This window comes from Streptomyces sp. AC558_RSS880 (assembly GCF_019049255.1).
Taxonomy (GTDB): Bacteria; Actinomycetota; Actinomycetes; order Streptomycetales; family Streptomycetaceae; genus Streptomyces.
The window spans coordinates 18,687-45,353 of record NZ_JAGMUJ010000150.1; the positions used below are offsets into that span (position 1 = coordinate 18,687).

A 26,667-nucleotide genomic window follows, 5' to 3' on the forward strand; every position below is an offset into this window, starting at 1 on the left:
CCCGGGAGCCGAGTCGTGCGGAGGCGATTGGTGTCGACAGGGACGTTTTCCGAGCTGTTCCGGCGGCAGGTCGCCGCGACGCCGGACGCGCTCGCGGTGATGCACGGCACCACGGGACTGACGTACCGCGAACTCGACGCGCGGGCCGACCAGCTGGCACACGAGCTGGTCGGGCGCGGGGTCGGCCCGGAGTCCGTGGTGGGGCTGGCGCTGCGGCGCTCCCCCGCGTGGCCGGTGGCGGTCCTCGCGGTGCTCAAGGCGGGCGGGGCCTTTCTGCCGATGGACTCCGCCCACCCTGCGGAGCGCCTCGCTTTCATGGTCGTCGACTCCGCGGCCGGCCTGGTGCTGGCCGACGGGGCGACCGCGGCCGAGCTGCCCGAACTGCCCGCCGATGTCGTACGGCTGGACGAGAAGGCGTTCACCGCCGCGGTGGGCGCGCGGGACGCGACACCGGTCACCGGACGAGTCGGGGCACCGCGCGCGGCGAACGCCGCGTACGTGATCTACACGTCCGGATCGACCGGCCGTCCCAAGGGCGTCGTCGTCAGCCACGCGGGCCTCGCCTCCCTGCTCGCCTCCCAGCACAAGCACCTGGACCTGGGCCCGGGGAGCCGGGTCCTGCAGTTCGCCTCGCCCGGCTTCGACGCGTCCGTCTGGGAACTGGTCATGAGCCTGCTGACGGGAGCGACCCTGGTGCTCGCGGACAAGGAGCGGCTCGAGGCCGGCGCACGGCTCGCGGAGACGGCCGCCCGGTACGGCGTGACCCATATGACGCTGCCGCCTCCCGTACTGGCCGCTCTTCCGGCCGGAGCGCTGGAGGGCGTACGGACCCTGGTGGTCGCCGGGGACGCGGCCTCGCCGGAACTCGCCGCCACCTGGTCGAGCGGACGGCGCCTGATCAACGCGTACGGTCTCACCGAGACCACCGTCTGCGTCACCATCAGCGACCCGCTGCCGGGCGACGGAACCGCACCGCCGATCGGCACGGCCGTCACCGACGCGGGCCTGCACGTCCTCGACGGTGCCCTGGAGCCCGTCGGTCCCGGGGAGACCGGGGAGCTGTACGTGTCCGGCCCGGCGATCGCCCGAGGCTACGCGGGCCGCCCGGACCTGACCAGCGTGCGGTTCGTGGCCTGCCCGTTCGCCACCGAGCCGGGCGCGCGCATGTACCGCACCGGTGACCTCGTGGTCCGGAACGAGGACGGGCAGCTGGTCTTCCGGGGCCGCACCGACGCCCAGGTGAAGATCCGCGGATTCCGTGTCGAGCCCCGTGATGTCGAGGCCGTCCTGGAGACCCACCCCGGCGTCACCCACTCCGTCGTCACGGCCCACGAAACCCCCGGTGCGGGAAGACGGCTGGTGGCCTACGTCGTCGCAGCCCGTCCGGCGGCGGTCCCGTCCCTCCCCGAGCTGCGCGACCATGCCGTACGGCACCTGCCCGACCACATGGTCCCCGCGGCCTTCACCGTCCTGGACGCACTCCCCCTGACCCCCAACGGCAAGCTCGACAGCGCCAGGCTGCCCGAACCGGAGTTCCGCGGTGCCGTCCACCGGGCTCCGCGCACCCCGGTCGAGGCCGGCCTCGCCGCTGTCTTCGCCGAAACCCTGGGACTCGACCGGGTCGGCGTCGACGACGACTTCTTCGGCACGCTCGGGGGCGACTCGCTCCTCGCCATGCGTGTCGTGGCACGGGTGAGGGAGACGCTGTCGGCCGACCTCCCGGCGAGTGCCCTGTACCGGCACCGGAGCGTCGCGGCTCTCGCCGCGGCGGTCGGCACCTCGGACGGCATCACGCCCGTCCGCCCCGACCCGTCGGCAGAGCACGACGCCGGCCCGGTGTCGTCCTACGCCCAGCAGCGCCTGTGGTTCCTGGACCGCTTCGAACGCGGCCCCTCCCACCACGTCAGCGGCGGCCTCCGCCTGACCGGGGCCCTGGACACCGATGCCCTCGCGCGGGCGCTGAACCGGCTCGCCGCACGCCACGAGGGGCTGCGCACCACGTTCGCCACGGTGGCCGGCGGCTGTGTCCCGGTCGTCCGCCCGCCCGCCCCGGTCCCTCTCGCGCACACCGACCTCTCGGCGCTCCCCCGGGCCGAGTGCGACGCGGAAGCCGACCGGCTGTGGCGGGCGGACATGACCGAGCCGTTCGACCTGGAGACCGGCCCGCTGCTCCGCTCCCGCTTGATCCGCCTCAGCGGCACCGAGCACCTTCTCGTCCTGACGCTCCACCACATCATCAGCGACGAGCGGACGTTCGAGGTGCTCACGGAGGAACTGGGTGCCTCCTACACCTCGGCCGTCACCGGCGAGCCGGACCGCCTGCCCGCACCCACCGTTCGCTACACCGACTACGCCGCACAGCAGCGCCGTCGCGTGGAGTCAGGGCTCGCCGCCGATCAACTGCCCTACTGGCGCGGGCAACTGGATGAGGCGGCCCCACTGGAGCTGCCCACGGACCGCCCCCGGGGCGACACGAGCCACGCCCCCGCCCTGCTGGAGCGCCGCACCGTCGACGCCCGCACCACCGAGGCACTGCGCCGACTGGCCCGGCACAACGGCACGACACTGTTCGCGACCCTGCTCGCCGCCTGCGACGTCGTGCTCTCCCGCTGCACGGGCCGCCAGGACGTCCTCGTCGGCGTACCCGTCTCGTGCCGCGACGAGGTGGCGTACGAGGACGTCGTCGGCCTCTTCGTCAACACCCTCGTACTGCGCTCGACCGTGACCGAGGACGCGACGTTCACCGACCTGGTCGGCTCGGTCGCGGACACCCTGACGGGCGCCCTCGCTCACGCCGCCCTGCCCTTCGACCGGCTGGTGGAGGAGCTCGCGCCGTCGCGCCGCCCCAGCCGCACCCCCTTCGTCGACGTGATGGTGAGCATGGAAAGCGCCCGTTCCCGCGTCACCGGGTTCACGGGCCTGACCGTCACCACGGCCGACGCGCCCACGGTCACCACCGCCTTCGACCTCGACGTCCGCTTCCGTGAGAGCGACGGAGGGCTGCGCGTCGACCTCCGCTACCGCGCGGACCTGTTCGACGCACGGTTCATCGCCCGCCTCGCCACCGCGCTGGCCGATCTGCCGGCCGAGGTCGTGCGCGCTCCCGACCGGCCGCTGCGCCGGTTCCCCTCGCTGCCCGAGGCCGACGAGGCCCTGCTCGACGCGTGGAACACCGCCGTCCCCGCGGTGGCCGAGGCCACCTGCGCCCACGACCTCTTCGGGCGGCAGGTGCGCGCGCGGCCCGAGGCACTGGCGGTCAAGCACGGTGAACGACGCCTGACCTACGCCGAACTCGACGTCCGGGCCAACCGCCTGGCCCACGACCTGACCGCGCGGGGCGTGGGCCCCGATGTCGTGGTGGCGCTCGGCCTGGAACGCGGAGCGGACCTCGCCGTCGCCGCCCTCGCGGTGCTCAAAGCGGGCGGCGCGGTCCTGCCGCTGGACCTCGGGCACCCGCGTGACAGGCTGGCCGCGACACTCGCCGACGCCGCTCCGCGGCTGCTGGTGACGACGTACGAGGCACAACGCTCGCTGCCCGTCGGCGACGTGCCCGTCATGTGCCTCGACGGGGAGGCGGAACGCACTCGCCTCGCGCGCCGGCCCGGCACCGCCCCCCACACCGGCGTGCGGCCCACGAATCTCGCGTACCTCGTGTACACCTCCGGCTCGGCCGGGCGCCCCAAGGGTGTCCAGGTGCAGCACGACGGTCTCACCCACCTCGCCGCCGACAGCCGGCGCAGCATCGGCCTCGGCCCGGGCAGCCGGATGCTCCAGCACCTCTCGCCCGCCTTCGACGCGGGCCTGTGGCAGATGCTCATGCCGCTGCTGACGGGCGCGGCGGTGTGCTTCAGCCTGCCCGGCGAACGCGACGACCCCCAGGCTCTGGCCGATCGCATCCGGCAGGACCGGATCACACTGTTCCTGCTGACGCCCTCGATCCTGGGCACCCTGGACCCGGCCGGGCTGCCCGCGCTGGACCTGGTCTGCGTCGGCGGGGAGGAGTGCCCCGTCCCCCTGGCCGAAGCCTGGGCGGCCGTGCACCCGTTCGCCAATCTGTACGGCCCCACCGAGGCCACGGTCTATTCCACCCTGCACACCGTGCCGCGCGGCACCCTGCCCGCCCGGACGGGTCGTGTCCCCATCGGCGCCCCGGTGGCCGGCGTACGCCACTACGCACTGGACCGGTGGCTGCGTCCCGCGCCGATCGGCGCACCCGGCGAGCTGTACCTGGCGGGCCCCGTTCTGGCGCGGGGGTACCACGACAGGGCCGGGGAGACCGCCGCGCGCTTCACCGCGGACCCGTTCGGCCCGCCCGGCAGCCGCATGTACCGCACCGGCGACCTCGTCCGCTGGACCGCCGACGGCGAGCTGGTCTTCCTCGGCCGCACCGACGACCAGGTGAAGATCCACGGCCACCGCGTCGAAACCGGCGAGGTCGAGTCGGAACTCCTCGCGCATCCGGACGTCGCCGAGGCGCTGGTGACCGTCCGGCCGGACCACCGGGGACGGCAGCGGCTGGTCGGCTACCTCGTGCCCGAGCCCGGACACGAACTCCCCCCGGCCTCGGAGCTGCGCGCCCACCTCGTCCGGTCCATGCCCGCGGCCATGGTGCCCACGGCCTTCGTGCCGCTGGCCGGGCTGCCCCTGAACAGCAGCGGAAAGGCCGACCGCAAGGCCCTGCCGCCCCCCGCGCCGGCGGAGACGGTGCACGCGGCACCCACCACCGGCGTGCAGCGGACCCTCGTGGACGTGTGGAGCCGGGTCCTCGGCAGCGAGCGGATCGGCATCGACGACGACTTCTTCCAGCTCGGCGGGGACTCCGTCACGAGCATGCTGCTGGTCACCGCGGCCCGGGCGGCAGGCCTCGTCCTGACTCCGAAGGACGTGTTCCAGCGGCCCACCATCCGGTCCCTGGCCGAGGTGGTGACCGACGTCGGCACGCCCTCGGGGCATGAGGCGCTCCCCGTCTCCGGGACGGCCGCCGCACCGGCCGCGGCCGGCTCCGGCATACCCGTCGCCCACCCGCTGACGCCTCTGCAGACCGGGCTGCTGTACCACTCCCTGGCCGGACACGCCGCCGGCGGACACGACGTCTACCTGCGCCGCGCCGTCTTCACGCTCACCGGCGTGCGCGCCCCACGGACGCTGGCCCGGGCCTGGCAATGCGTCGTGGACCGGGTGCCCGCGCTGCGCAGCAGCGTGCGCTGGGGCGGCGGCAGACCGCCGGCGCACGTCGTGCACCCCGCTTTCACCCTGCCGGTCGGCCACCACGACTGGCGCGGAGCCGACGCCGCCCCGCACCGGGACGCCCTGCGGGCACTCGTCGACGCGGAACGCGCGAACGCGCCGGACCCGCGCGCGACGGTCCCGATGCGCCTCGCCCTCGCCCACGCCGCCGACGACGAGGTCGTCGTCGTGTGGACCTTCCACCACCTCTTCCTCGACGGCTGGAGCATGGCGCAGGTCCTCACCGACGTTCTGACCGCCTACGCCGCGCTCGTCGACGGCCGCACGCCGCGGCTGCCCGCCCGCAGGACCTTCCAGGAGTACGGGGCGTGGCTGAACCGCCGCGACCGCGGTGGGGCACGCGCCCATTGGGCCCGCGTCCTCGCCGGGTTCGACAGCCCCACCCCTCTGCCGTACGGGCGGGTGAGCGGGCCGTACCACCGGCCGGGCGCATCCGCCGAGCAGGTGATCACGCTCTCCGGGAACGGTTTCGACCGGCTGCGCACCTTCGCGCGCGACAACCGGCTGACCGTCAACACCCTGGTGCAGGCCGCCTGGGCTCTGCTGCTGGCACGGCACGCGGGCCGCGACGACGTGCTGTTCGGCGCCACCGTATCGACCCGTGACGCCGACTTCACCGGGGCGGACTCCGTCATCGGGCTGCTCATCAACACACTGCCGGTACGCGTCCGCGTCGACGAAGCAGCCCCGCTCGTGCAGTGGCTGCGCCGTCTCCAGGCGGAGCAGGTCGAGGCCCGCCGGTTCGACACCTTCCCGCTGTCCGACCAACTCGCGGTGAGCGGACTCGAGCAGGGCACCGTCCTGTTCGACACCGCGGTCGCCTTCGAGAACGTCCCCTTCGACCCGGGCGTCGCACAGGCCACGGGCATCGGCGTGTCGGACCTCGACATCGCCAACACCACGCACTATCCGCTGTCCCTGGTCGTCCACGCCTCCGGCGAACTCGTCCTCCGGCTGAGTCACGACACCCTCCGGTACGAAGCGGAGGAGGCCGCGGAGCTCGCCGCGCAGTTGCGCACCCTGCTGGAGGGCATGGCGGAAGTGGCGCACCGGCCGGTGGCCGACCTGAGCGCCCTGCGGCCGGACCAGCACCACCGCGCCGTGCGCCAGGTGAGCGGTGCCGCGGTCCCGGCCCCGGCGCCCGCGTGTCTGCACCGGCTGTACGCCCGGCAGGCCCTCCTCACCCCCGGCGCCCCCGCCCTCAGCCACTCCGACGGCACCGTCCTGACGTACCGGCAACTCGACGAGCGGGCCAACCGGCTGGCGCATCTGCTGACCGGGCACGGGGCCGGCCCCGAGGTCCTCGTCGCGGTGGCCCTGCCGCGCGGCGTCGATCAGATCGTCGCTCTGCTGGCCGTGCTCAAGGCCGGCGCCGCCTATCTGCCGCTCGACCCCGCCCATCCCGCCGACCGGTTGGCGTGGATGACCACCGACTCGGGTGCGGCCCTGCTCCTCACCGCCGACGAGGCCGGTGCCTCCTGGAAGCCGGCCGCCGTCCGCGCCCTTGCCCTGGACGGCCTGGACCACGCGCTCGCCGGCCTGCCGGCCACCGCGCCCGGGGTGCCCGGACGGCCCGACCACCTCGCGTACACCATCTACACCTCCGGGTCCACCGGGCGCCCCAAGGGGGTCGACGTCTCGCACCGCGGAGTCACCGGGCTGCTCGCCGCCGTGCGCGGCACCGGGGCGGGCCCCGGCGGCCGCGTGCTGCAATTCGCCCCTCCCGGCTTCGACGCGTCCCTGTGGGAGTTCGGCATGGCGCTGCTGACCGGCGCCACCCTCGTCCTGGTCGAGCCGGAGGACCTGAGATCCGGCCGGCCGCTCGCCGGCACCCTCGCCCGGCAGCGCATCACCCATGTCACGCTGCCGCCCGCGGTCCTCTCCCTGCTCTCCGCCGCCGACGTGCCCACCGGCACGACGGTGATCGCCGCCGGTGAACGGCTGCCCGCCGACCTGGCCGGATCCCTGGCAGCCGAACGCCCGGTGCACAACGCCTACGGCCCCACCGAGAACACCGTGTGCGCCACCCTGACCGGGCCGCTGCCGGCCCACGGTGAGCCGCCCCTGGGCGCTCCGGTCCCCGGTACGGCGGTGTACGTGCTGGACTCCGGGCTCCGCCCCGTGCCGTTCGGCGCGGTCGGCGATCTCCACCTCGCCGGTCCGGCGCTGGCCCGCGGCTACCGGGGCCGGGGCGCGCTGACCTCGGAACGGTTCGTGGCCTGCCCCTACGGGCCTCCGGGCAGCCGGATGTACCGCACCGGCGACCGGGTGCGCCAACAGGCCGACGGCACCTTGCACTTCATCGGTCGCAGCGACGACCAGGTCAAGGTCCGCGGCTTCCGGGTGGAGCCCGGCGAGATCGAGGCCGCCCTGACCGCGGATCCGGCGGTGAGGCAGGCCGCCGTCACCGCCCACGGCGCCCGGCACCGGCGGCGCCTGACAGCGCACGTGGTGCTCGGCGAGGACGGCACCGTCGCCGACGTGCGCGCCGGCCTCGTGCGACGGCTGCCCGGCCACCTGGTGCCCTCGGTCTTCGTCGTGCACGACCGACTGCCCCTGACGCCCAACGGCAAGACCGACCGGCGTGCGCTGCACGCCGTCCCGGCCGTCCGGGACGCCTCGGTCCAGGGCCCGCGCAACGACGTGGAACGCCATGTCGCCCGGCTCTGGACCGAACTTCTGGGCCGTGACGTCATCGACGTCCACGAGAAGTTCTTCGAGGCCGGAGGCACCTCACTGACCCTTCTCGAACTGGCCGCCCGCCTGCAGGCCGCAGGCCGGCCCGAGATTCCGCTGGCCGCCCTCTTCGAGAACTCCACCATCGAGGCCATGGCCCGCCTGGTGGAAGAGCGTGATCGCCCCCGCACCTCCACCGCGGTGGGCGGACCGGTCGCGGCAGACCACGAGCAGACGGAGGACTGGGAACTGTGACGCAGGGAAGCGACCCGGCTCAGCACGCCATCGCGATCATCGGGGTGGCGTTCACGCTGCCCGAAGCGGAACACCTGTCCGCACTGCACGACAACCTCGGCGCCGGCCGCGTCAGCGTACGGCCGCCGGCCACCGACCGCGTCCGCCACGCGGGAGGCGACCCCGACGCCGCCTACGCCCCCTGCGCCTACCTGCACCGCATCGACCAGTTCGACCACGCCTACTTCGGACTCTCGCGGCGTGAAGCGGAATTCATGGACCCGCAGCAGCGCATCGCCCTTCAGCTGTCCCACCGGGCCATCGAGAACGCCGGCTACGCACCGGGCGCGCTCAAGGGCTCCCGTACGGCGGTGATGCTCAGCGCTCCCCACTCCCGCTACGCGAGTCTGTTCACCGAGCCGGACCCGCAGCAGATCCTCGGCACCATCCCGTCGGCGACCCCTGCCCGCGTCGCCTACCTCCTCGGTCTGCACGGTCCCGTCCTGACCGTCGACACCGCGTGCAGCAGCGGCCTGGCGGCCGTGGCCATGGCCGTACGCGAACTGCGCAGGGGCGAGACGGATCTGGCCCTGGCCGGCGGGGTGAGCCTGCACACGGTGCTGCACCCGCGCGAGAGCGTCGACGAGTTGCCCGGCATCATGTCCCCGACAGGTCTGTGCCGCCCCTTCGACACGGCGGCCGACGGCTCCGTCGGCGGTGAAGGCGGCGGCGTGGTGCTGCTCAAGCCGCTGGCCCAGGCCCTGACGGACGGCGACCACATCCACGCCGTGCTGCGCGGTGTCGCCATCAGCCACAACGGCTACCGCGCCACCAGCATGAGCGCCCCCAGCCAGGACGGTCAGGCCGACACGATCACCGCCGCCTGGCAGGACGCGGGCGTGCCCCTCACCAGCGCCGGCTACTTCGAGGGACACGGTTCCGGAACGCCTCTGGGCGACATGGTGGAGATCGCCGGCCTGCAACGCGTCCTGGACGGCGCGAACGCCCGGGAGCCGTACTGGATCGGCGGGGTCAAGGGCAACGTCGGACACCTCGACCACGCCTCCGGTGTCGCGGGACTGTTGAAGGTGCTGGCCGGGCTGCGCCACCACACGCTGTACCCGACCGCCCACTTCACCACCCCGCACACCGCGATGCGGGACGGCGGCGCGGTCCGGGTCAATGACGTGCCGCGCCCCTGGCGGAGCCGCGGGGCCGGGCAGCCGCGCCGCGCCGGGGTCAGCTCCTTCGGGCTGACCGGCACCAATGTGCACGTGATGGTGGAGGAAGCGCCGCGGCCGGCCCGCCCCGCGCCCGCGGCGACCCCCGCCGAACTCGTCACCGTCTCCGCCGCGAGCCCCGCCGCGCTGGCGCGCTACACGCGACGGCTGAGCGCCTTCGCCGCGACCACCGAGCACCATCTGGCCGAGGTGGCCCATGCCCTCAACCGAGGCCGGGACGACCACCGTCACCGCCTCGCGGTGGTCGCTCGCAGCACCGGCGAACTGTCCGAGACGCTCGCCGCGGCCGTGCCGCCCGAGGAGCCGGTGCCGCCCACGGCGCCGCCCGTGGTGCTGCTGTTCTCCGGCGACAGCTCCGTCGCCGGCGTCGACGACGCGGCCTGGCTGCGGCTGTGCGCCGAGCTGGACGTGGCCGACGGCGCCCCCGCCGCCGGGGAGACGGCTGCCGCCCGGCTGCTGCGCCGCCAGCACGTCCTCCGCCGGATCCTCGAGGCTCTCGGCCTCGACACCGGCCGGCTCGTCGGCAGCGGGCCGGGCAATCTCGCCGTGCACGTCGCCCGCGGGCGCATGTCGCTGGCCGAGGCGCTGGAGAGCGCGGCGGACGGGGACCTCACCGACGCCGTCGACGACGAAGGTCTGGGCCGCGCCGTCCGCGACTTCGTCCGAAGCGGTGCCCTCCTGGTCGAGGTGGGAGGCGACGGGGTGCTCTCCCGGCGCATGCGCGGCCTCGGGCCCGGCCTCCCGATCGTGTCCCTGCCCGCGGACCAGGGACGCCGCGGTGTCCTGGAGGCCTTGGCCCAGCTGTACGGACTGGGTGCCGCCATCGACTGGAACCGCGCCTACGCACACACCGACCTGGCTCGTGTCGAGGTACCCACCTACCCGTTCGAGGAGACCCCCTGCTGGTACGGCCCCCAGCCCACCCGGCGCGGTGCGGCGGGGCCGCCTCCCGAGACCCGTCCGGCGCCGACGGACGACGACACCGAGCGCACGGTGGCCGAGCTGTGGTCGCGTGTGCTGAACGAACCCGCCGTCGGCCCGGACTCGGACTACTTCGCGCTCGGCGGCAACTCGATCGGCGGTATCACGGTCATCCGCCGGATCGAGGCCCACTTCCGGGTCCGCGTCACCTTCGCCGACCTGTACCGGCACCGCACCGTGCGGCAACTGGCGGCCGTCATCGAGGAACGGCGCGCCGGCGGCGGGGAACGCGCCGACTGGGAGATCCCCCCGCTGGCGGCCGGAAGCCGGGTCCCGCTCTCGTACAACCAGGAACAGCTGTGGTTCCTGGACCGCGTCTCGTCCCCCGGCCCGCTCTACAACATTCCCGGTGTGCTGCGCTACCGGGGCCCTCTGGACGTGCCCGCGCTGCGCGCCGCCCTCGCCGACGTGGTCACCCACCAGCAGGTACTGCGGACCCGGATACCCGACGAGGACGGGCGTCCCCACGTCGTGTTCGACGCGCCCGTCCCACCGCTCCACCAGGTCGACCTGCGGGAAGTGTCCGAGGACCTGCGCGAGGCCGAGGTGGCGCGGCTGCGGGCCGAGGAGGCCCTCGCGCCCTTCGACCTGGCCACCGGGCCGCTGATGCGCGCCACCCTCATCACTGTCGCCGACGACGAGCACGTTCTGCTGCTGACCTGGCACCACATCGTGTGGGACGGCGCCTCCTGGGACATCTTCTTCGACGAACTGGAGGAGAGCTACGCCGCTCGCCGCGAGGGCCGGGCCCCGCAGCTGCCCCGGCTTCCCCTCGGCTTCGGTGACTTCGCGGCGTGGCAGCACGACTGGCTCCGGGACGAGCGTCTCCGTGCGGGCCTGCGGTTCTGGCGTGCGGAACTGGCCGGCGTCAGGCCCGCGGAGCTGCCGCTTGACCGGCCCCGCCCGGCCGTGGAGTCGCACGCGGGAGCCCTGATCGAGTTCACCCTGCCCGCGGAGCACGCCGCCCGGGTACGGCGGTTCAGCCAGGAAGAAGGCGTCAGCACCTTCGTGACCATGCTGGCCGCGGTCAACGCCCTGCTCCACCACTGGGCCGGCTGGCAGGACGTGGTGGTGGGTGCCGCCACCAGCGGCCGCTTCAACCCCGCGACACATCCGCTGATCGGCTACTTCAACAACGTGCTGCCCTTCCGCACGCCGGTCGATCCCACCTGTGGCTTCCGCGAGCTGGTGCGGCGCAGCGCCCGGACCGTGACCGGCGTCCTCGACCACGAGGAGATTCCCTTCGGGAAGATCGTCGCTGATCTGAAGCCGCAGCGTGATCCCTCCCGGCACCCCCTGTACACCGTCATGTACACCCACCAGAACGCCGCGTCCCGCCCGCGCGCCCTGCCGGGGCTGACGTTGGTGTCCGAGAAGGACCTCGCCGGGGTCGCGCCCGGCACGGCCAAGGCCGACCTGACCCTCGGCGTCTACGACAACGTCGACGGACCGATGAGCGGTTATCTCGAGTACGCCGTCGACCTCTTCGACTCCCGCACCATGCACGCTCTGCTCTCCCGGTTCGTGACACTCGTCGGTGCCGTGCTGAGCGAACCGGACCGCAGGCTGGCCGACCTGGCGCACGACACCGCGCAGACCCCGCCGAGCATCCTGACCACGCCTGCCGCGCGGCCCGCCGGTCCGCCGGCGACGCGGGCGCTCCGCGCGTTCGCCGCCCGCCGGCCGCACCAGCCGGCCGTCGTCGACGGCGACCGCGTCTGCGACTACGCCGAACTCGACCGGCTCACCGACCGGCTCGCCGCCCGCCTGACCGCCGCCGGGGTCGGCCCGCAGGAGCCCGTCGCGGTCCTCGCGCCGCGTGGTGTGGAGCTGGTGACGGGCTGGCTCGGCGTTCTGAGGAGCGGAGCCGCGTTCGTGCCCCTCGACCCGGCGGCCCCGGCCGGCCGCATCGAGGAGATCCTCGACGAACTCGGCTGCCGCGTCCTCGTCACCACGGCCTCCCTGACGCCGTCCCGCACCGAGGGGCGCACGGTGCTGACCCTGTGCCCGGACGACGGGAGCTCCGCCGCACCCGTGCCCGACCCGGGGCCGCACCCGCAGAGCCTCGCCTACGTCTGCTTCACCTCGGGTTCCACCGGCCGCCCGCACGGATGCGCGATCAGCCACGGCTCCCTGGACAGCCTGCTGGACTGGTTCGGCGACTGGGCCCGCCTCGAGCCGGGCGACCGGGTCGCCCAGTGCTTCGCCGCCGGATTCGACGGCGCGGTCATGGAGATCCTCGGCACCCTCAGGCACGGCGCCACCCTGCACATCGTCCACGACACCCTGCAGACCCCCGCGGCACTGCTGCGCCGCTTCGCCGACGACCGCATCACCGTCGCCTGCCTGCCGACCGCGCTGGCCGAACTCGTCCTCCAGCACGACGAGCACCCCGGGAACCTCGCCCTGCGGGCGCTGGCGGCCGGTGGCGACCGGCTGCGCGTCCGCCCCGGCCGGCCCGCCCGCTGGCGGCTGGCCAACATGTACGGGCCCACCGAATGCACCGTCGTCTCCACCTGCGGCGAGGTCGTTCCCTCGACGGGCCCCGCGCTGCCCGACATCGGCGGCCCGATCCCCGGCACCCACGCCTACGTGCTCGATCCGGGTCTCCGGCCCTGCCCGGTGGGGCGGACGGGCGAGCTGTACCTCGGCGGGGCCGGTGTCGCCCGCGGCTACCACGGCCTCCCCGCGGCCACCGCCGCCCGCTTCGTGGCCGATCCCCACGCCGGGGAGGCGGGCGCCCGCATGTACCGCACCGGCGACCTGGTACGCCTGACCGCGGACGGGGTGCTGGAGTTCCACGGCCGCAACGACCGGCAGGTCGAGATACGCGGCCGCCGGGTGGAACCCGCCGAGGTGGAGCGCGTCCTCCTGGAACACCCCGCGGTCACCGAGGCGGCCGTCCTGGCCGAGCCGACCGCCACCGGGAACCGACTGAGCGCGCACATCGCCGGCGAGGACGCGCCCGCACCGGCGGACCTCAGGGCATGGCTGGAGCAGCGCCTGCCCGGTCACCTGGTCCCCGACCTGCTGACCACGCACGACCGTCTGCCGCAGACCCCCAACGGCAAGTACGACCGTGCCGCGCTGCTGCCTCCGGCGGCCGGCGCCGCCACGCTCCACGACGACGGGAACACCATCGTGACCGACCCGTCCACCCGGCCCGCTCCCGCGGTCGACAGGGAAACGGCACAGCGCGTGCTCGCCGGGATCTGGGAAGGACTGCTGGGGCACCGTCCGGTGCGGCCCGAGGACAACTTCTTCGACATCGGCGGCGACTCGGTGCTCTCCATCGCCGTCGCCGCCCGCGCCGAACGCGCCGGACTGGCCCTGACCCCCCACGACGTCCTGCAACACCCCACCCTGAGCGACCTCGCCGAGCGCGTCCTGCCCACCTACGCCGCTGCCGGACCCGCCGGGTCCGGACCGCCCCGCGGGCCGGTCCCGCTCATCCCGATCATGCACGCGCTGCTGGAACGGGCCCCCGATCAGGCTCGTGACTTCGTCGTCGCCGAGACCCTGCGCATCGACCCGGGCGTCCCCGCCGAAACGGTCCGGGCCGCCCTGGACCGGCTCGTCGCTCTCCATGAACCGCTGCGCTACCGGCTCAGGGGCAACGCGCTCGGCCACCGCCTGGAATGCGCGGACGGCGAGCACGCCGACCTGCTCGACACACGGGCGGTGCCGCACCTGGACGACGACGGCCTGACCGCTTTCGTGGCCGGCGACGCCCCCGACGTGGTCGCCGGCGTCGACCCCGTGCGCGGGCCCATGCTGCGCGGCCGCTACTACCACCGCGGCCCGGACCGCCCCGGCGTCCTGCTGCTGGCCATCCACCACTTCGCCTTCGACCAGATCTCCGTCGTCTCGCTCCTGGAGGATCTCAACGCCGCCCTGCGTGACCCCCGGCCCGGCGCGCTGCCGGACGTGCCGGCCGCCTCACGGCGCGCCTGGCGCGCCTGGGCCGAACATCTGTCGCGCATCGCCCGGTCCGACGAACTGTCCGGCGAAGTCGTCTACTGGCGCGACGTCCTGGACGCCGGACGCGCCCGCGTCGCCCTGTCCTCCCGGCCCGCGTCCCCCTGCACCGGGACGGCCGTACTGCGGCGGCGGGTGCCGGTGGACCGGGTGGCCCGGGTGCTGTCCGCCTCCGGAACACCCGGACGCGAAGCCGCCCTGGCGGCCGTGGGCTGCGCCGTCAGCCGCTGGCGCGGCGCGCCGGACGCCTACGTGCTGACCGTGAGCGAAGGCTCGCCCCACGCGTACCGGCCCGAGAACCGCGCCAACTCACTGGGCTGGTTCACCAGCGCCTTCCCTCTCGTCCTGCCCGCCGCCACCGGGCAACGCGCCGATGAGGCGCTGCCCCGGGTCGCCGAAGTCCTGCGCGCGGTGCCCAACGACGGTGTGGGCTACGGCGTCCTGCGCCATCTGAGCCCCGACAGCCCCGCCACCCGCGCGCTGCGCGCCCTGCCGGAGCCGGAGATCCTGGTCGAACACAACGCGACCGGCCATCACACCCTCAACGCGTCGTCCGGACCGGCGCACATCGGAGAGCCGCTCGCTCTGCCGCAGAACGCGCTCCTGTCCTACCTGCCGCTCGCGATCGTCACCCAAGTGACCGACGGGGAGTTGCACATCATCGTCGCCCACGACGCGCGTCTCGACGACCGTCGCCTCGATGAACTGGCCGATCTTCTCGTCGAGGCCTTCGCCGAGCTCGCCGGAGAGGACTGACATGGCCGCCCCGCTCGCCGTCCGCGCCGCTTCCTGGTACCTGCCCAGCCACCGCATCGCCGTGGCCGACCTGCCCGAGCTGGCCGCGCTGGATCCCCACGAGCGGCACACCTGCCGGTCGCTGGGCATCGAGACGGTCACCGCCGACGACACCCTCGGCGCGGACGGGCTGGCGCTCGCGGCCGCCCGTCAGGTCCTCGCCGAGGTCGGCCTGGACCCCGCCGACCTGCAGGCCCTCGTGGTGGTCGAATCCCGGGCCCCGGATTCACTCATGGCCTCGGAGGCGACCCGGCTGCAGGACCTGCTCGGCGCCCGGAAGGCGACCGTGTTCTCCGTCGGCGGTCTGGGATGCGTCTCCGTCACCCCGGCGCTGCTCACCGCCCGCGGCCTGCTCGCCGCCGACCCGCACCTGGAGCACGTCCTGGTGGTGCACGGCAACAAACCCGCCACGCCCGCCCGTTACCGGCACCCGGTCACCGTGAACGGGGACAGCGGCCAGGCCCTGCTGCTCGGCCGCACCGGCCCGGTGCGCGTCCTCGACATCGCCCAGGAGACCAACGGCGCCCACTGGGACCTGTTCCGTGTGCCCTTCCGCGACCGCCCGGTGGCCGAGTGGCGCGAGGAGTGCCGGGACACGGCGGCCTACTCCTTCCAACTCGCCCTGGAGACCCGCCACCGGCTGCGCACCATGCTCACCGGCCTGCTGCACCGCGCCGGCCTGAGCCGCGACGACATCGACGGGTACGCCTGCCAGAACCTGTCCGCCGGCGGCTTCGCCTTCACCGAGGACGCGCTCGGCATCCGGTTGCTGCCCGCCTGCCGCGACAATCTCGACGGCTACGGCCATCTGGGGCCCAACGACGTCCTGCTCAATCTCTACACGGCTCTCGACCGGGGCCAGCTTCCCGACGCCGCCCGCACCGTCCTCATCAACGTGAGCCCGGTGGCCGCCTGGAGCCTGCTCCTCATCGAGACCGGTCACGCCGAAGACCGTACGCACCACCTGTAGCCCAAGGAGAGAACCTCATGGACAAGGCGACCGCGGATCTCCTCGCGTTCCTCGCCACGGCACTGGGCACCGAAGTCGGCCCCGACGACGACTACTTCGCCACCGGGCTCGCCAACTCGCTGTTCGCCCTGGAACTGGTCACCTTCGTCGAGCACCGCTTCCGGCTCACCGTCGAAGTCGAGGACCTGCACCTGGACCACTTCCGCACCGCCGCACGCGTCCTCGCCTTCGTGCACGACAAGGCGCCCGGTTCGGTCACGGTGGGGCCGTGAGCGCGACGCCCGGGTCCTTCGGGCCCGGCGTGGCCACGGCCGTCGACGCGACCGCCTTCGCCGCGTCGGTGCGCGACGACGCCGCGGTGTGGGACCTGCGGGGACGCCTGCCCGACTCGGTGCGCCGGCAGGCCGCGAGCGCCGGATTGCTGGGAGTCGCCCTGCCCACCGCCTACGGCGGCGCCGGCGGCTCACCGGACGACCTGGCCCGGGTGTGCGTCCGGGTGGGCGCGGTGTGCAGCTCCCTGCGCGGGCTCGTCACCGTGCAGGAGATGGTGGCCGCCGCGGTGCTGCGCTGGGGCACGCCCGAGCAACGCGCACAGTGGCTGCCGCCGTTGGCGCGCGGGGAGGTGTTCGCCGGTTTCGCCGCCACCGAGGAGGGTGCGGGCACCGCTCTGGCCGAAGTGGACACCCGCGTGCGCGACAGCGGCGACGACGTGCTGATCACCGGCCGCAAGCTGTGGATCACCTTCGGACAGACCGCCGACGTCTTCCTGGTCCTGGGCAAGGGCGCGGGCGGCCCGCTCGCCGTGCTCGTCGAGGGAGACCGGCCCGGCGTACACCGCGAGCCCGTTCAGGGACACCTGGGCATGCGCGCCGCCGGCATCGCGCACGTCTCCTTCGAGGGCGTACGCGTGCCGCGCTCCCACTTGGTCGGCCCGCCCGGCCTGGGCCTGCACCACATCATCGGCACCGCACTCGACCACGGCCGGTTCACCGTCGCCTGGGGGTGCGTGGGCATGGCCGAGGCCTGCCTCGACGCCGCCGCCGTCCACGCCGCGCGCCGTACCCAGGGCGGCGTGGCACTCGCCGAACACCAGCTGGTCCGCTCGGTGCTCGCCCGCGCCGCCGTGGACACCGCCGCGGCACACGCGCTGTGCACCCGGGCCACCCGGTCACGCGCCGAAAGGCGTCCTGAAGCCGTGACCGAGACCGTGCTCGCCAAGTACGCCGCCGCGCGTACCGCCGCCGACGTCAGCTCCGGCGCGGTGCGGATACTCGGCGCGACCGGGATCGCCCCGGACAGCCTGGCCGGGCGCTTCTTCCGCGACGCCAAGGTGATGCAGCTCATCGAAGGCTCCGAGCACGTGTCCGAACTCCATATCGCCGACCGTCTGCTGCGCCGGCACGGCGTCCGTCGCGCGGACGGTTCCCACCCTCCGGAGGCCGCCTCATGACCACGCCCGCCACCGCGGCCGCGACCGGCCCCTCCCCCACGGTCAAGTGCCTGGTGTGGGACCTCGACGACACCCTGTGGCAGGGCACCGTCCTGGAGGGCGACGTGCCCCGGCCCGACCCCGGGGCCCTCGCCACCCTGCGCGCTCTCGACGAACGCGGCATCCTGCACGCCGTGGCCAGCCGCGGCGACCACGCCCTGGCCACCGCGCACCTGACGGCCCTCGGGCTCGAAGACCTGTTCACCGTCGTGGAGGTCGGCTGGGGCTCCAAGTCACGGACCGTCCGACGCATCGCCGAGACCCTCAACATCGGCATCGGCACTCTGGCGTTCATCGACAACGACGCCGTCGAGCGCGCCGAAGTGGCCTCCGTTCACCCCGCCGTGCGCTGCTACCGGGCCGAGCAGGCCGCCGAACTGCCCGAACTGCCCGAATTCCAGCCACCTTCCGTGACCGACGAGAGCCGCGTCCGCCGTCACCTCTACCGCGCCGAACTGAGCCGGAAGAAGGCCCAGGAGTCCTTCGAAGGGCCCGCCGGGGACTTCCTCGCCACCCTCGGCCTCACCCTGACCGTCCGCCCCGCCGACCTGGACGATCTCCGGCGCGCCCACGAGCTGACGATCCGCACCCATCAGCTGAACACCACCGGCCGGACCTACGACATGGCCGAGCTGCGCGCGCTGATCGGCTCGCCGCACCACCGGATCCTGGTCGCCGGCCTCGAGGACCGATACGGCTCGTACGGCACCATCGGGCTGGCAGTCAGCGAACTGACCCCGGGCACCAGCACGTTGGGACTGCTGCTGCTGTCCTGCCGAGTGATGTCGCGCGGCGTGGGCCCGGCACTGATCGGCCACCTGGTCCGCGAGGCCCTGGCCGCGGGCCGCCGCCCGGTCGCCGAGTTCGTCCCCACCGACCTCAATCGCGTGATGCTGGTCAACCTGCGCTTCGCGGGCTTCGAGGTCATCAGCCGCAGCCCGGGGCGGATCCTTCTGGGCTTCGACCCGTCCGCCGGACCGCGCCCCGCCGAGGGCGCGGTCCGCATCGTCGTACCCCCCGCCCCGTCACCTCTCTGATCCGGAGACGCTTGTGCACACCACCTCGCCCCCCGCTGCCGTGCCCGGGGACATCGGCGTGATCGGCGCGGGCACCATGGGACTGGGCGTGGCCCAGGCCCTTGCCGCCGCCGGCCACCGGGTGACCGTTGTCGACCCCGTCCCCGCCGCCCTGGAGAGCGCCCCCGGCCGGCTGCGTACGGGCTTGCGCGCCGCCGTGCTGATGGGCAGGCAGGACGCCGCCTCGACAGGCCCCACAGCCGTACGCGTCCGCTTCAGCCGCACACTGCGGGACGTGCGCGAGGCGCCCTTCGTCATCGAGTGCGCCCCCGAACGCATCCCCCTCAAGGAGGGCCTCTACAGCGAACTCGGTGCCCTCTGCCCGCGCGACACCGTGATCGCCACCTGCACGTCGGCCATCCCCGTCGGACTCCTGGGCGTCCGCGTCCAGGCTCCCGAACGTGTCCTCGGCATGCACTTCATGAATCCGGCGTACGCCACGGACAGCGTCGAAGTCGTCCGCGGCGAGCACACCAGCGACGCCACCCTGGCCCGCGCCCGCCATCTGCTGCACACCATGGGCAAGAAAGGCATCGTCGTCCACGACTCCCCGGGCTTCGTCTCCAACCGTGTTCTCATGGCCACCGTCAACGACGCGGCCGGCGTGGTCCAGGCGGGCACCGCCGACGCCAAGGCGGTGGACGCGATCTTCCAGGACTGCTTCGGCCACCCGATGGGCCCGCTGCGCACCGCCGATCTGATCGGGCTCGACGTCATCGTCGACACCCTGCACGTGCTGCGCGAACTCACCGGCGGCGCGCACTTCACCCCGTGCACGCTGCTCGCCGACCTGGTGGCACAGGGCAAGCTCGGCCGCAAGACCGGCGAGGGGTTCCATCGCTACGCGACCCGGCGGGCCTGACGACCGTCGCCCGGCCGGCGCGCCCCGAGAGACCGCGCGCAGCGATCGACGCGGGTTTTCCGCCACCGGGGCGCGCCGGTGGCGGAATCCACGCGCACGATCGCGGCGTTCACCTCGAGTGCCGGTCGGGAGACGCACGTCGGCGGCTCTTCCGCGCCGATGTGACCGCGGGGGCAGGGTGATCGGCGGGTTCAGGACGACGAGTGGACCCGGGCCCGCCGCCGGACGGTGGTTCCGGCGGTCTTGCCCGGCGTCCGGATCCGGTGCGAGACTTCGGAACATCCTTCACACGCAAAGGAGTTGGGCTTGTCGCCTACGGGAGGACCGTCACGGCCCCTGACCGTCCTCTTCGCACCGGAGAGCGCGTACGGGCCGACGAACAACTGCGTGGGGATCGGGGATGTCCTGCGCCGCCGGGGGCACCGTGTGGTGTTCGCCGCGGAGGCGTCCTGGAAGGGCCGCCTCACGCCGTTCGGCTTCGAGGAGGACCTGGTCGATCTGGCCCCGCCGCCCGAACAGCCCCAGGACGCGGGCCAGTTCTGGAAAGACTTCATACGCGACACCGCGCCCGAGTTCCGGAAGCCGACCATCGAGCAGCTGGGCACCTGGATCAAGCCGGTGTGGGAGGAGCTGATCTCCGGCGCCCGGTACTGCGAACCGCAGCTGAAGGAGATCATCGACCGGGTCCGGCCGGATGTGATAGTCGAGGACAACGTCGTGTGCTTCCCGGCGTTGACCACGGCGGGCGTTCCTTTCGTGCGGATCGTCTCGTGCAACCCGCTGGAGATGAAAGGCGAGCGCGTTCCGCCGCCGTTCTCCGGATGTCCGGCCGGGGACCGGAGCGAGTGGGACGCGTTCCGCGCCGAATACGACCGCACGCACCGGAGCCTGTGGAGCGACTTCAGCGCCTGGGTGACCGAGCAGGGCGCGCGTCCGCTGCCCGACCTGGAGTTCATCCACGAGGGCGATCTGAACCTGTACGTCTATCCCGAGTCGGCCGACTACACGGACGCCCGCCCGCTGGGCCCCACCTGGCACCGGCTGGACTCCTCGGTCCGCGAGACGCGGGAGAGGTTCACGCTGCCGCCCGGCCTGGCCGACGGCGGCGGCGCGCTGATCTATTTCAGCCTCGGATCGCTCGGCTCGGCCGACGTGGACCTCATGCGCAGGGTCATCGCCTCGCTCGCCCGCACCCCGCACCGCTACATCGTCTCCAAAGGCCCGCTGCACGAGGAGATCGAGCTGCCGCCGAACATGTGGGGCGAGGAGTTCCTGCCGCAGCCCCGGATCCTCCCGCTCGTCGACCTCGTCATCACGCACGGCGGCAACAACACGACCACCGAGGCCCTCCACTTCGGCAAGCCCATGATCCTGCTGCCGCTGTTCTGGGACCAGCACGACAACGCCCAGCGCATGGCCGAACTGGGTTACGGCGTCCGGCTCGACCCGTACCGCTTCACCGACGCCCGACTCCACGGCGCGATCGACCGCCTGCTCGGCGACACGGCTCTGCGACGCACCCTCACCGAGACCGGTGAGACGATCCGGGCGCGCGACGGACTGCACACGGCCGCGGACCTGATCGAGCGGGCCGCCACGGGTTGACCCCACCGGCCCTCGGGCGAACCGGTCCCCGTGCTCCCGACCGCTCGCGCCCCGGGTGCCGCCGGCCGCCGCCACCCGGTGCCGGCCTCCCGTCGCCCACACCCGGGCGCCACCGTCAGGTGGGAAACAGCTCAGTCCCCTTCGCGGCCTCATCCCAGCCATCAAGAGGCCTTCGACGCCCTCTCCATGGTGGACGCACGCACTCCCGCACCCGGAACTATGACGCCCCACCACATACGCCTCTCACCTGCGTGTTCCTACGGTGTGGCGACACGCAAACGTCCCCGTCGAAACGCCAGGAAGTGGTGCCGATGTCGTCGCCCGCAACCACTCCACCAGCCCCGAACAACCTCAAGCGCATCGTCGCCACGTCCCTCATCGGCACCACCATCGAGTGGTACGACAACTCATCCGACCGGGGCTAGGACCTGCGGGTTCGACTGATCTCGGGCGTTCGAGTCAGCACCGAACCAGCACCGGGATCTCCCCGTGCTGGTAGAGGCCCACGAGGCGATCCAGGACGCTACCGCGACGCGCTCCAGCCAAGCTCGCCAGCGGTCACAGACCGTGTTCACAAAGCCGCGGTCGCCGGTGCCAGCAATGGGCCTTGACCCTTGATCCTGAACACACGAGACACTGGATCTTGAGGATCTGAGAACGGACATCTCGTGGTCATGAAGAACTATCCGCCTCAGTTCAAGGCGGACGCGGTCGCGCTGTACCGGTCGCGGCCCGAGGCAGCGATCAGGCAGGGCGCTGCCGATCTGGGGATCAACCCCGAGACCCTGCGGAACTGGGTCCGGGCGGCCGGAGCGAGCCGGACCCGGGGGCGCCGGGCGGAGGTGCCGGCGGAGCCGCCGACGCCGTTGGAGGCGGAGAACGCCGCTCTGCGCAAGAAGGTCCGTGAGCTGGAGGAAGAGCGCGAGATCCTGCGGAAGGCGGCGAAGTATTTCGCCGGGGAGACGCGCTGGTGAACCGCTTCCAGTTCGGGGGCCCCCTGGACGACTCCCCCGTCCTCCTGCCCGCCGGCAGCTCGCTGTACTACCAGGGCACCACGCGCATGGGTCCCGCCGACGACGGCACCGGCGTCTGCGACAGCCACGGCCGCGTCTGGGGCACCCGGGGCCTGTGGGTCGCGGGCAACAACGTCATCCCGACCGCCACCGCCTGCAAAACCCGACCCTGACCTCCGTCGCCCTCGCCGTCCGAGGCGCCGCTTCGCTCCTGGACCACCTGCGCCCGTCGGTGGATCAGCCGTCCGGTCGGCTCGCCTTCTCCACACCGACCGAGGAAAGGTGCTCACGTAGGTAGGCGGATGCCTCGTCGCGCTTGTCGGCCAGCAACAGGTCGGCGATCTCCACGTGTTCCGCACACCGGACCAGTGCGCGGTCCCGTTGCAGCGAGCGACGGTATTCCATGAGGCGGCGCAGGCGGTCGACGCGGCGCAGCGCGTCGATGAAGAAGGAGTTGCGGCTGCACGCCATCACGGCTTCGTGGAAGCGGCTGTTGAGGTCGTACAACTGGGCGTTGCCGATGGCGCGGATGTCGCCGTCCACCAGTCGCTGTTGTTGTGCGCGGACGGTTTCGAGGGCTTCGCGGTCCAGGACGAAGCCGGGTTCGAGGATGGCCGCGGGTTCGATGGTCAGGCGGAAGCGGTAGCTGTCCTGGTAGGCGTCCATCGAGGTGAGCATGGGCTGGAACTCCCAGCCGTAGCCCGGAAGGCGTTCGATCCAGCCTTCGACGGCGATGCGGCGCAGGAGGTGGGCGAGTTGTCCGGGCGTGAGGTCGTAGCGTCGGGCGAGGGCGTTCTCGGTGACCCGGTCGGGCAGGTTCCCGTCGAGGCGCTCCGCGGCGATACGCAGGTAGGCGTCCTCGGCGTGGTCCTCGGTCGGCGGACCCACTGCCGCCTCGGTGAGGGCCGGTCCGGAGAGGGCGACGGTGTAGCCGCCGCGTTCGGCCGGAGCCACGGTACCTTCCTCCGCCAGCAGACGCAGGGCCTGGCGGACGGGTGAGCGGGAGACCTTCAGCTGGTCCGCGAGTACGCGCTCGACCAGGCGGGTGCCGACGGCCAGTCCTTCCGCCGTGATGTGCTCCACGATACGTGCGGCTGTCCGACGCGTCAGCGGAGTGGGTGCCGCTCCTTCGTCCGGCCGGGACGTCCCGTTCCGCGTGGTGGGCGGGGTCATCGTCTGTGCCTCCGCGAGAGTGCCGGGGCCGGCCGGGACGGGCGGTGCGGTCCCGGCCGCCGACGTCATGGTGCGAGAACGGAGTATACGTGTTCGACCTGCGGTGGAGCGGCGAAGTGCGGCCCCGCCAGGGCCCGCCAGCGGGCGAAGCCCTCGGAGGCGCGGAAGGTGACGGTGTGGTGCTCGACCGTCTCCCACCGGACCATCAGCCGGTAGCGTGAGGGGCGTTCGACACTGCGGTGCAGGTGGACTCCGTCGCAGCCGTCGGCCGCGAGGAAGTGGGGAAGAGCCTTGACGACGGCCTCCTCGAACTCCTGCTCCTGGCCCGGATGGATCTCGATCTGCGCGATTTCGGTGATCAAGTGATGCTTCTTCCCGGTGTCAGTCGCGGCCTGCGGCGGCGGCCTTGTCGTGCTCGGCGTCGACCCGCGCCGTGACACCCGTCTCGACGATGGTGCGGGTGGCGTCGACCGACGCGTAGATCCACAGGATGCGCATCGGCTCGGTGGCGGAGGCGTTGCGGAACCGGTGGGGCATGCCGGCGGGGACGTAGGTGGTGTCGAAGCGGGTGACGTGGTGTTCGGCGCCGTCGATCTCCACGATGGCGTCGCCCTCGAGGATGGTGACGCTCTCGGGGCAGTTGTGGGTGTGCAGGGCGATGCCGGCGCCGCCGTCGAAGAGGGTCTGGCCGGTGAGGAAGACCTCGGCGCCGGTCGCCTTGGTGACCAGGGGGATGGTGCGGGCGCCGCCGCCGCGGCTGAAGGAGGTCAGCTCGGCCGGGCGCAGGACCGCGGGCTCGAAGGAGCTGAAGCAGGGCTCGTCGGTGTCGTGGTGGTGCATGGTGTTCTCCAGGTGGGGGTGGTCAGGCGGCCGGGCCGATCCAGACGGTCTTGGTGTTGGTGAACTCGCGGATGCCCTCGGCTCCGAGTTCCCGGCCGTAGCCGGACTTCTTGATGCCGCCGAAGGGCAGGCGCGGGTCGGAGGCGACCATGCCGTTGATGAACACGGCGCCGGCGTCGAGGACGCGGGCGAGTCGGCGGGCCCGGTCGAGGTCGCTCGTCCACAGGGCGGCGCCGAGACCGTACTCGCTCTGGTTGGCCAGGGCGATGGCCTCGTCGGCGTCGGCGACCCGGGTGATGGCGGCGACGGGGCCGAAGGTCTCCTCGTCGAAGGCGGCCATGCCGGGGGTCACGTGGTCGAGGACGGTGGGCGGGTAGTAGCAGCCCGGTCCGTCGGGGATCTCGCCGCCGAGGGCGAGGACGGCGCCGGCGTCGACGGTGCGGCGGACCTGGTCGTGCAGGGTCTCGCGAAGGTTGGCACGGGCCATGGGGCCGATGGCGGTGTCCGGGTCGGTCGGGTCGCCGACCTTCAGGGCCGCCGCGGCGGCGGTGAAGGCCGCCACGAACGCGTCGGCCACGGCCTGTTCGACGATGAACCGCTTGGCGTTGACGCAGGACTGGCCGACGTTGATGTAGCGGGCCTTGACGGCGGTGGCGGCGGCGGCCTCGATGTCGGCGTCGGCGAGGACGACGAACGGGTCGGAGCCGCCGAGTTCGAGGACCTGCTTCTTCAGTGCGGCGGCGGCCTGCGCGGCGACGATCGCGCCGACCTCGGTGGAGCCGGTCAGGGTGACCGCGGCGATGCGCGGGTCGGCGATGATCCCGGCGACCTGGCCGACCTCGATCAGCAGGGTCCGGCACAGGCCCTCGGGGGCACCGGCCTTGCGGACGACCTCCTCGACGGCGAGGGCGCACTGCGGGACGTTGTTGGCGTGCTTGAGGAGGGTGCCGTTGCCGGCGGCGAGGGCGGGGGCGGCGAAGCGGAAGAACTGCCAGAAGGGGTAGTTCCACGGCATGACGGCGAGGACGACGCCGAGGGGGTCGTAGACGACGGCGCTCTCGGTGGCGTTGGAGGCGACCGGCCGGTCGGCGAGCTGGGCCGGGGCGTGCTCGGCGTAGTACTCGCAGGTCATGGCGCACTTCTCGATCTCGGCGCGCGCCTCGGTGACGGGCTTGCCCATCTCGGCGGTGATGAGGGCGGCGTACTCCTCCTTGCCCTCGCGCAGGAGGCGGGCCATCTCCCGCAGCAGGGGGGTGCGGTCGGTGACGTCGCGTCGGCGCCAGGCGGCCTGGGCCGAGACCGCCGCGTCGAGGAAGCCGTCCACCTCCTGCGGCGAATGCGGGGTGTGGCGGGCGAGTTCGGTGCCGGTGGCCGGGTTGCTGGAAACGATCATCGGGAGGTTTCTCCGGTGTGCGCGATGGTGCGGACGATCTCGGCGGCGAAGTCGGCGGTGCCGAGGCTGCCGCCGATGTCGCGGGTGCGGGTGGCGGGGTTGTCCAGGACGGTGCCGACCGCGTCGGTGATCAGGGCGGCGGCCCGCGTGAGCCGGTCGTCGCCGTCGCGCCGGCCGCGCCAGTCCAGCAGCATCGCGGCGGACAGGATCAGGGACGTGGGGTTGGCGACGCCCTGGCCGGCGATGTCGGGGGCGGATCCGTGCTGGGCCTGGGCCACGCACAGGGTGTCGGAGGCGTTCACGGAGCCGCCGAGGCCCAGGCTGCCGGAGAGTTCGGAGGCCTCGTCGGAGAGGATGTCGCCGAACATGTTGGTGGTGACGACGACGTCGAACCGCTGCGGGCTGCGGATGAGGAGCGCGGCGGTGGCGTCCACGATCAGCTCTTCCAGTTCGACGTCGGGGAACTCCTCGGCCACCTTGCGCACCTCGCGCAGGAACAGTCCGTCCGACAGCTTGACCACGTTGGCCTTGTGGACGGCCGTCACCTTCTTGCGGCGGACGCGGGCCAGTTCGAACGCGGTCCGGGCGACCCGCTCGCTGGCCGTCGCGGTGACCTTGCGGATCGAGAAAGCCGAGTCCTCGTCGGGCATGAACTCACCGGCGCCCGCGTACATGTTGCGGTCGGAGTAGAAGCCCTCGGTGTTCTCCCGGACGATGACCAGGTCCATAGGATCGCGCAGGATGCTCAGGTCGGGGTGGGAGCGGCAGGGGCGGATGTTGGCGTAGAGCTTGAAGGCGGTGCGCAGTTCGGCCGAGGGGTTGATGCCGCCCTCGGGGCGCGGCGGGTAGTCGAGGTGCGAGACCGGACCGAGCAGTACGCCGTCGGCCTGCGGAACGCTTTCCAGTACGGCGTCCGGGAGGGTCGAGCCCGAAGCGGCGAGGGACGCGAAGCCGATGTCGTGGGTCTCGTAGGTCAGGGCGAGGCCGAGTTTCTTGTCGGCGGCGCCGAGCACGTCGAGGGTGGCCGCGGTGATCTCGGGACCGATGCCGTCGCCGGGTAGGACGAGGATGTTCACGGGGGGCCTTTCAGTGGG

The 26,667-nt window shown here is 73.1% G+C and carries 15 protein-coding genes; 10 read left to right on the forward strand and 5 right to left on the reverse strand.

Translation table 11 applies throughout. The features are described from left to right. Positions 1-30 precede the first annotated feature (30 nt). The 10 genes from KUM38_RS33250 to KUM38_RS43415 all read left to right on the forward strand — a co-directional run bounded on the left by KUM38_RS33250 (position 31) and on the right by KUM38_RS43415 (position 22,340). On the forward strand, positions 31-8,178 hold the full coding sequence (locus tag KUM38_RS33250; protein ID WP_217135058.1) for a non-ribosomal peptide synthetase: 8,148 nt from the start codon (positions 31-33) through the stop codon (positions 8,176-8,178). Further along, positions 8,175-15,113, forward strand: coding sequence for a non-ribosomal peptide synthetase (locus KUM38_RS33255; protein WP_217135059.1), 6,939 nt, complete (start codon positions 8,175-8,177; stop codon positions 15,111-15,113). The genes KUM38_RS33250 and KUM38_RS33255 overlap by 4 nt, the downstream gene beginning before the upstream one ends. A gap of 1 nt (position 15,114) precedes the next feature. Then, positions 15,115-16,122 (forward strand): 3-oxoacyl-ACP synthase, encoded by a 1,008-nt coding sequence (locus KUM38_RS33260; RefSeq protein ID WP_217135061.1) that lies wholly within the window; start codon positions 15,115-15,117, stop codon positions 16,120-16,122. A gap of 17 nt (positions 16,123-16,139) precedes the next feature. After that, a complete protein-coding gene (locus tag KUM38_RS33265; protein ID WP_217135062.1) occupies positions 16,140-16,394 on the forward strand; it encodes an acyl carrier protein in 255 nt (84 codons plus the stop codon). Next, complete coding sequence (locus tag KUM38_RS43405; protein ID WP_308409121.1) at positions 16,391-17,572, forward strand: acyl-CoA dehydrogenase family protein; 1,182 nt, start codon at positions 16,391-16,393, stop codon at positions 17,570-17,572. The genes KUM38_RS33265 and KUM38_RS43405 overlap by 4 nt, the downstream gene beginning before the upstream one ends. Then, positions 17,569-18,648: an HAD family hydrolase gene (locus KUM38_RS33275; RefSeq protein WP_217135063.1), complete on the forward strand. Its 1,080-nt coding sequence runs from the start codon at positions 17,569-17,571 to the stop codon at positions 18,646-18,648. Before KUM38_RS43405 ends, KUM38_RS33275 begins: the two co-directional genes overlap by 4 nt. A 13-nt stretch (positions 18,649-18,661) precedes the next feature. Continuing rightward, entirely contained in the window at positions 18,662-19,549 is an 888-nt protein-coding gene (locus KUM38_RS43410) for a 3-hydroxyacyl-CoA dehydrogenase family protein (RefSeq protein WP_308409122.1), read from the forward strand. Positions 19,550-19,855: 306 nt separating this feature from the next. Continuing rightward, positions 19,856-21,154, forward strand: coding sequence for a glycosyltransferase (locus tag KUM38_RS33285; RefSeq protein ID WP_254398147.1), 1,299 nt, complete (start codon positions 19,856-19,858; stop codon positions 21,152-21,154). Positions 21,155-21,828: 674 nt separating this feature from the next. Further along, the gene (locus KUM38_RS33290; protein WP_217135064.1) at positions 21,829-22,128 is read left to right on the forward strand and encodes a transposase; all 300 of its coding nucleotides are present in this window, start codon (positions 21,829-21,831) and stop codon (positions 22,126-22,128) included. Beyond that, positions 22,125-22,340 (forward strand): GMC oxidoreductase, encoded by a 216-nt coding sequence (locus KUM38_RS43415; protein WP_308409123.1) that lies wholly within the window; start codon positions 22,125-22,127, stop codon positions 22,338-22,340. The genes KUM38_RS33290 and KUM38_RS43415 overlap by 4 nt, the downstream gene beginning before the upstream one ends. Positions 22,341-22,404: 64 nt before the next feature. Here the strand turns inward: KUM38_RS43415 and KUM38_RS33300 are convergent, their stop codons facing one another. The 5 genes from KUM38_RS33300 to KUM38_RS33320 are packed head-to-tail and all read right to left on the reverse strand — an operon-like array spanning position 22,405 to position 26,649. Then, entirely contained in the window at positions 22,405-23,409 is a 1,005-nt protein-coding gene (locus KUM38_RS33300) for a GntR family transcriptional regulator (protein WP_254398148.1), read from the reverse strand. Then, positions 23,406-23,702, reverse strand: coding sequence for an antibiotic biosynthesis monooxygenase (locus KUM38_RS33305; RefSeq protein ID WP_217135065.1), 297 nt, complete (start codon positions 23,700-23,702; stop codon positions 23,406-23,408). The genes KUM38_RS33300 and KUM38_RS33305 overlap by 4 nt, the downstream gene beginning before the upstream one ends. A 19-nt stretch (positions 23,703-23,721) precedes the next feature. Continuing rightward, positions 23,722-24,180, reverse strand: coding sequence for a cupin domain-containing protein (locus tag KUM38_RS33310; protein ID WP_217135066.1), 459 nt, complete (start codon positions 24,178-24,180; stop codon positions 23,722-23,724). A 22-nt stretch (positions 24,181-24,202) separates the two neighbouring features. After that, the gene (locus KUM38_RS33315; protein ID WP_217135067.1) at positions 24,203-25,573 is read right to left on the reverse strand and encodes an NAD-dependent succinate-semialdehyde dehydrogenase; all 1,371 of its coding nucleotides are present in this window, start codon (positions 25,571-25,573) and stop codon (positions 24,203-24,205) included. Then, positions 25,570-26,649, reverse strand: coding sequence for an isocitrate/isopropylmalate dehydrogenase family protein (locus KUM38_RS33320; RefSeq protein WP_217135069.1), 1,080 nt, complete (start codon positions 26,647-26,649; stop codon positions 25,570-25,572). The genes KUM38_RS33315 and KUM38_RS33320 overlap by 4 nt, the downstream gene beginning before the upstream one ends. Between the last annotated feature and the right edge of the window lie 18 nt (positions 26,650-26,667).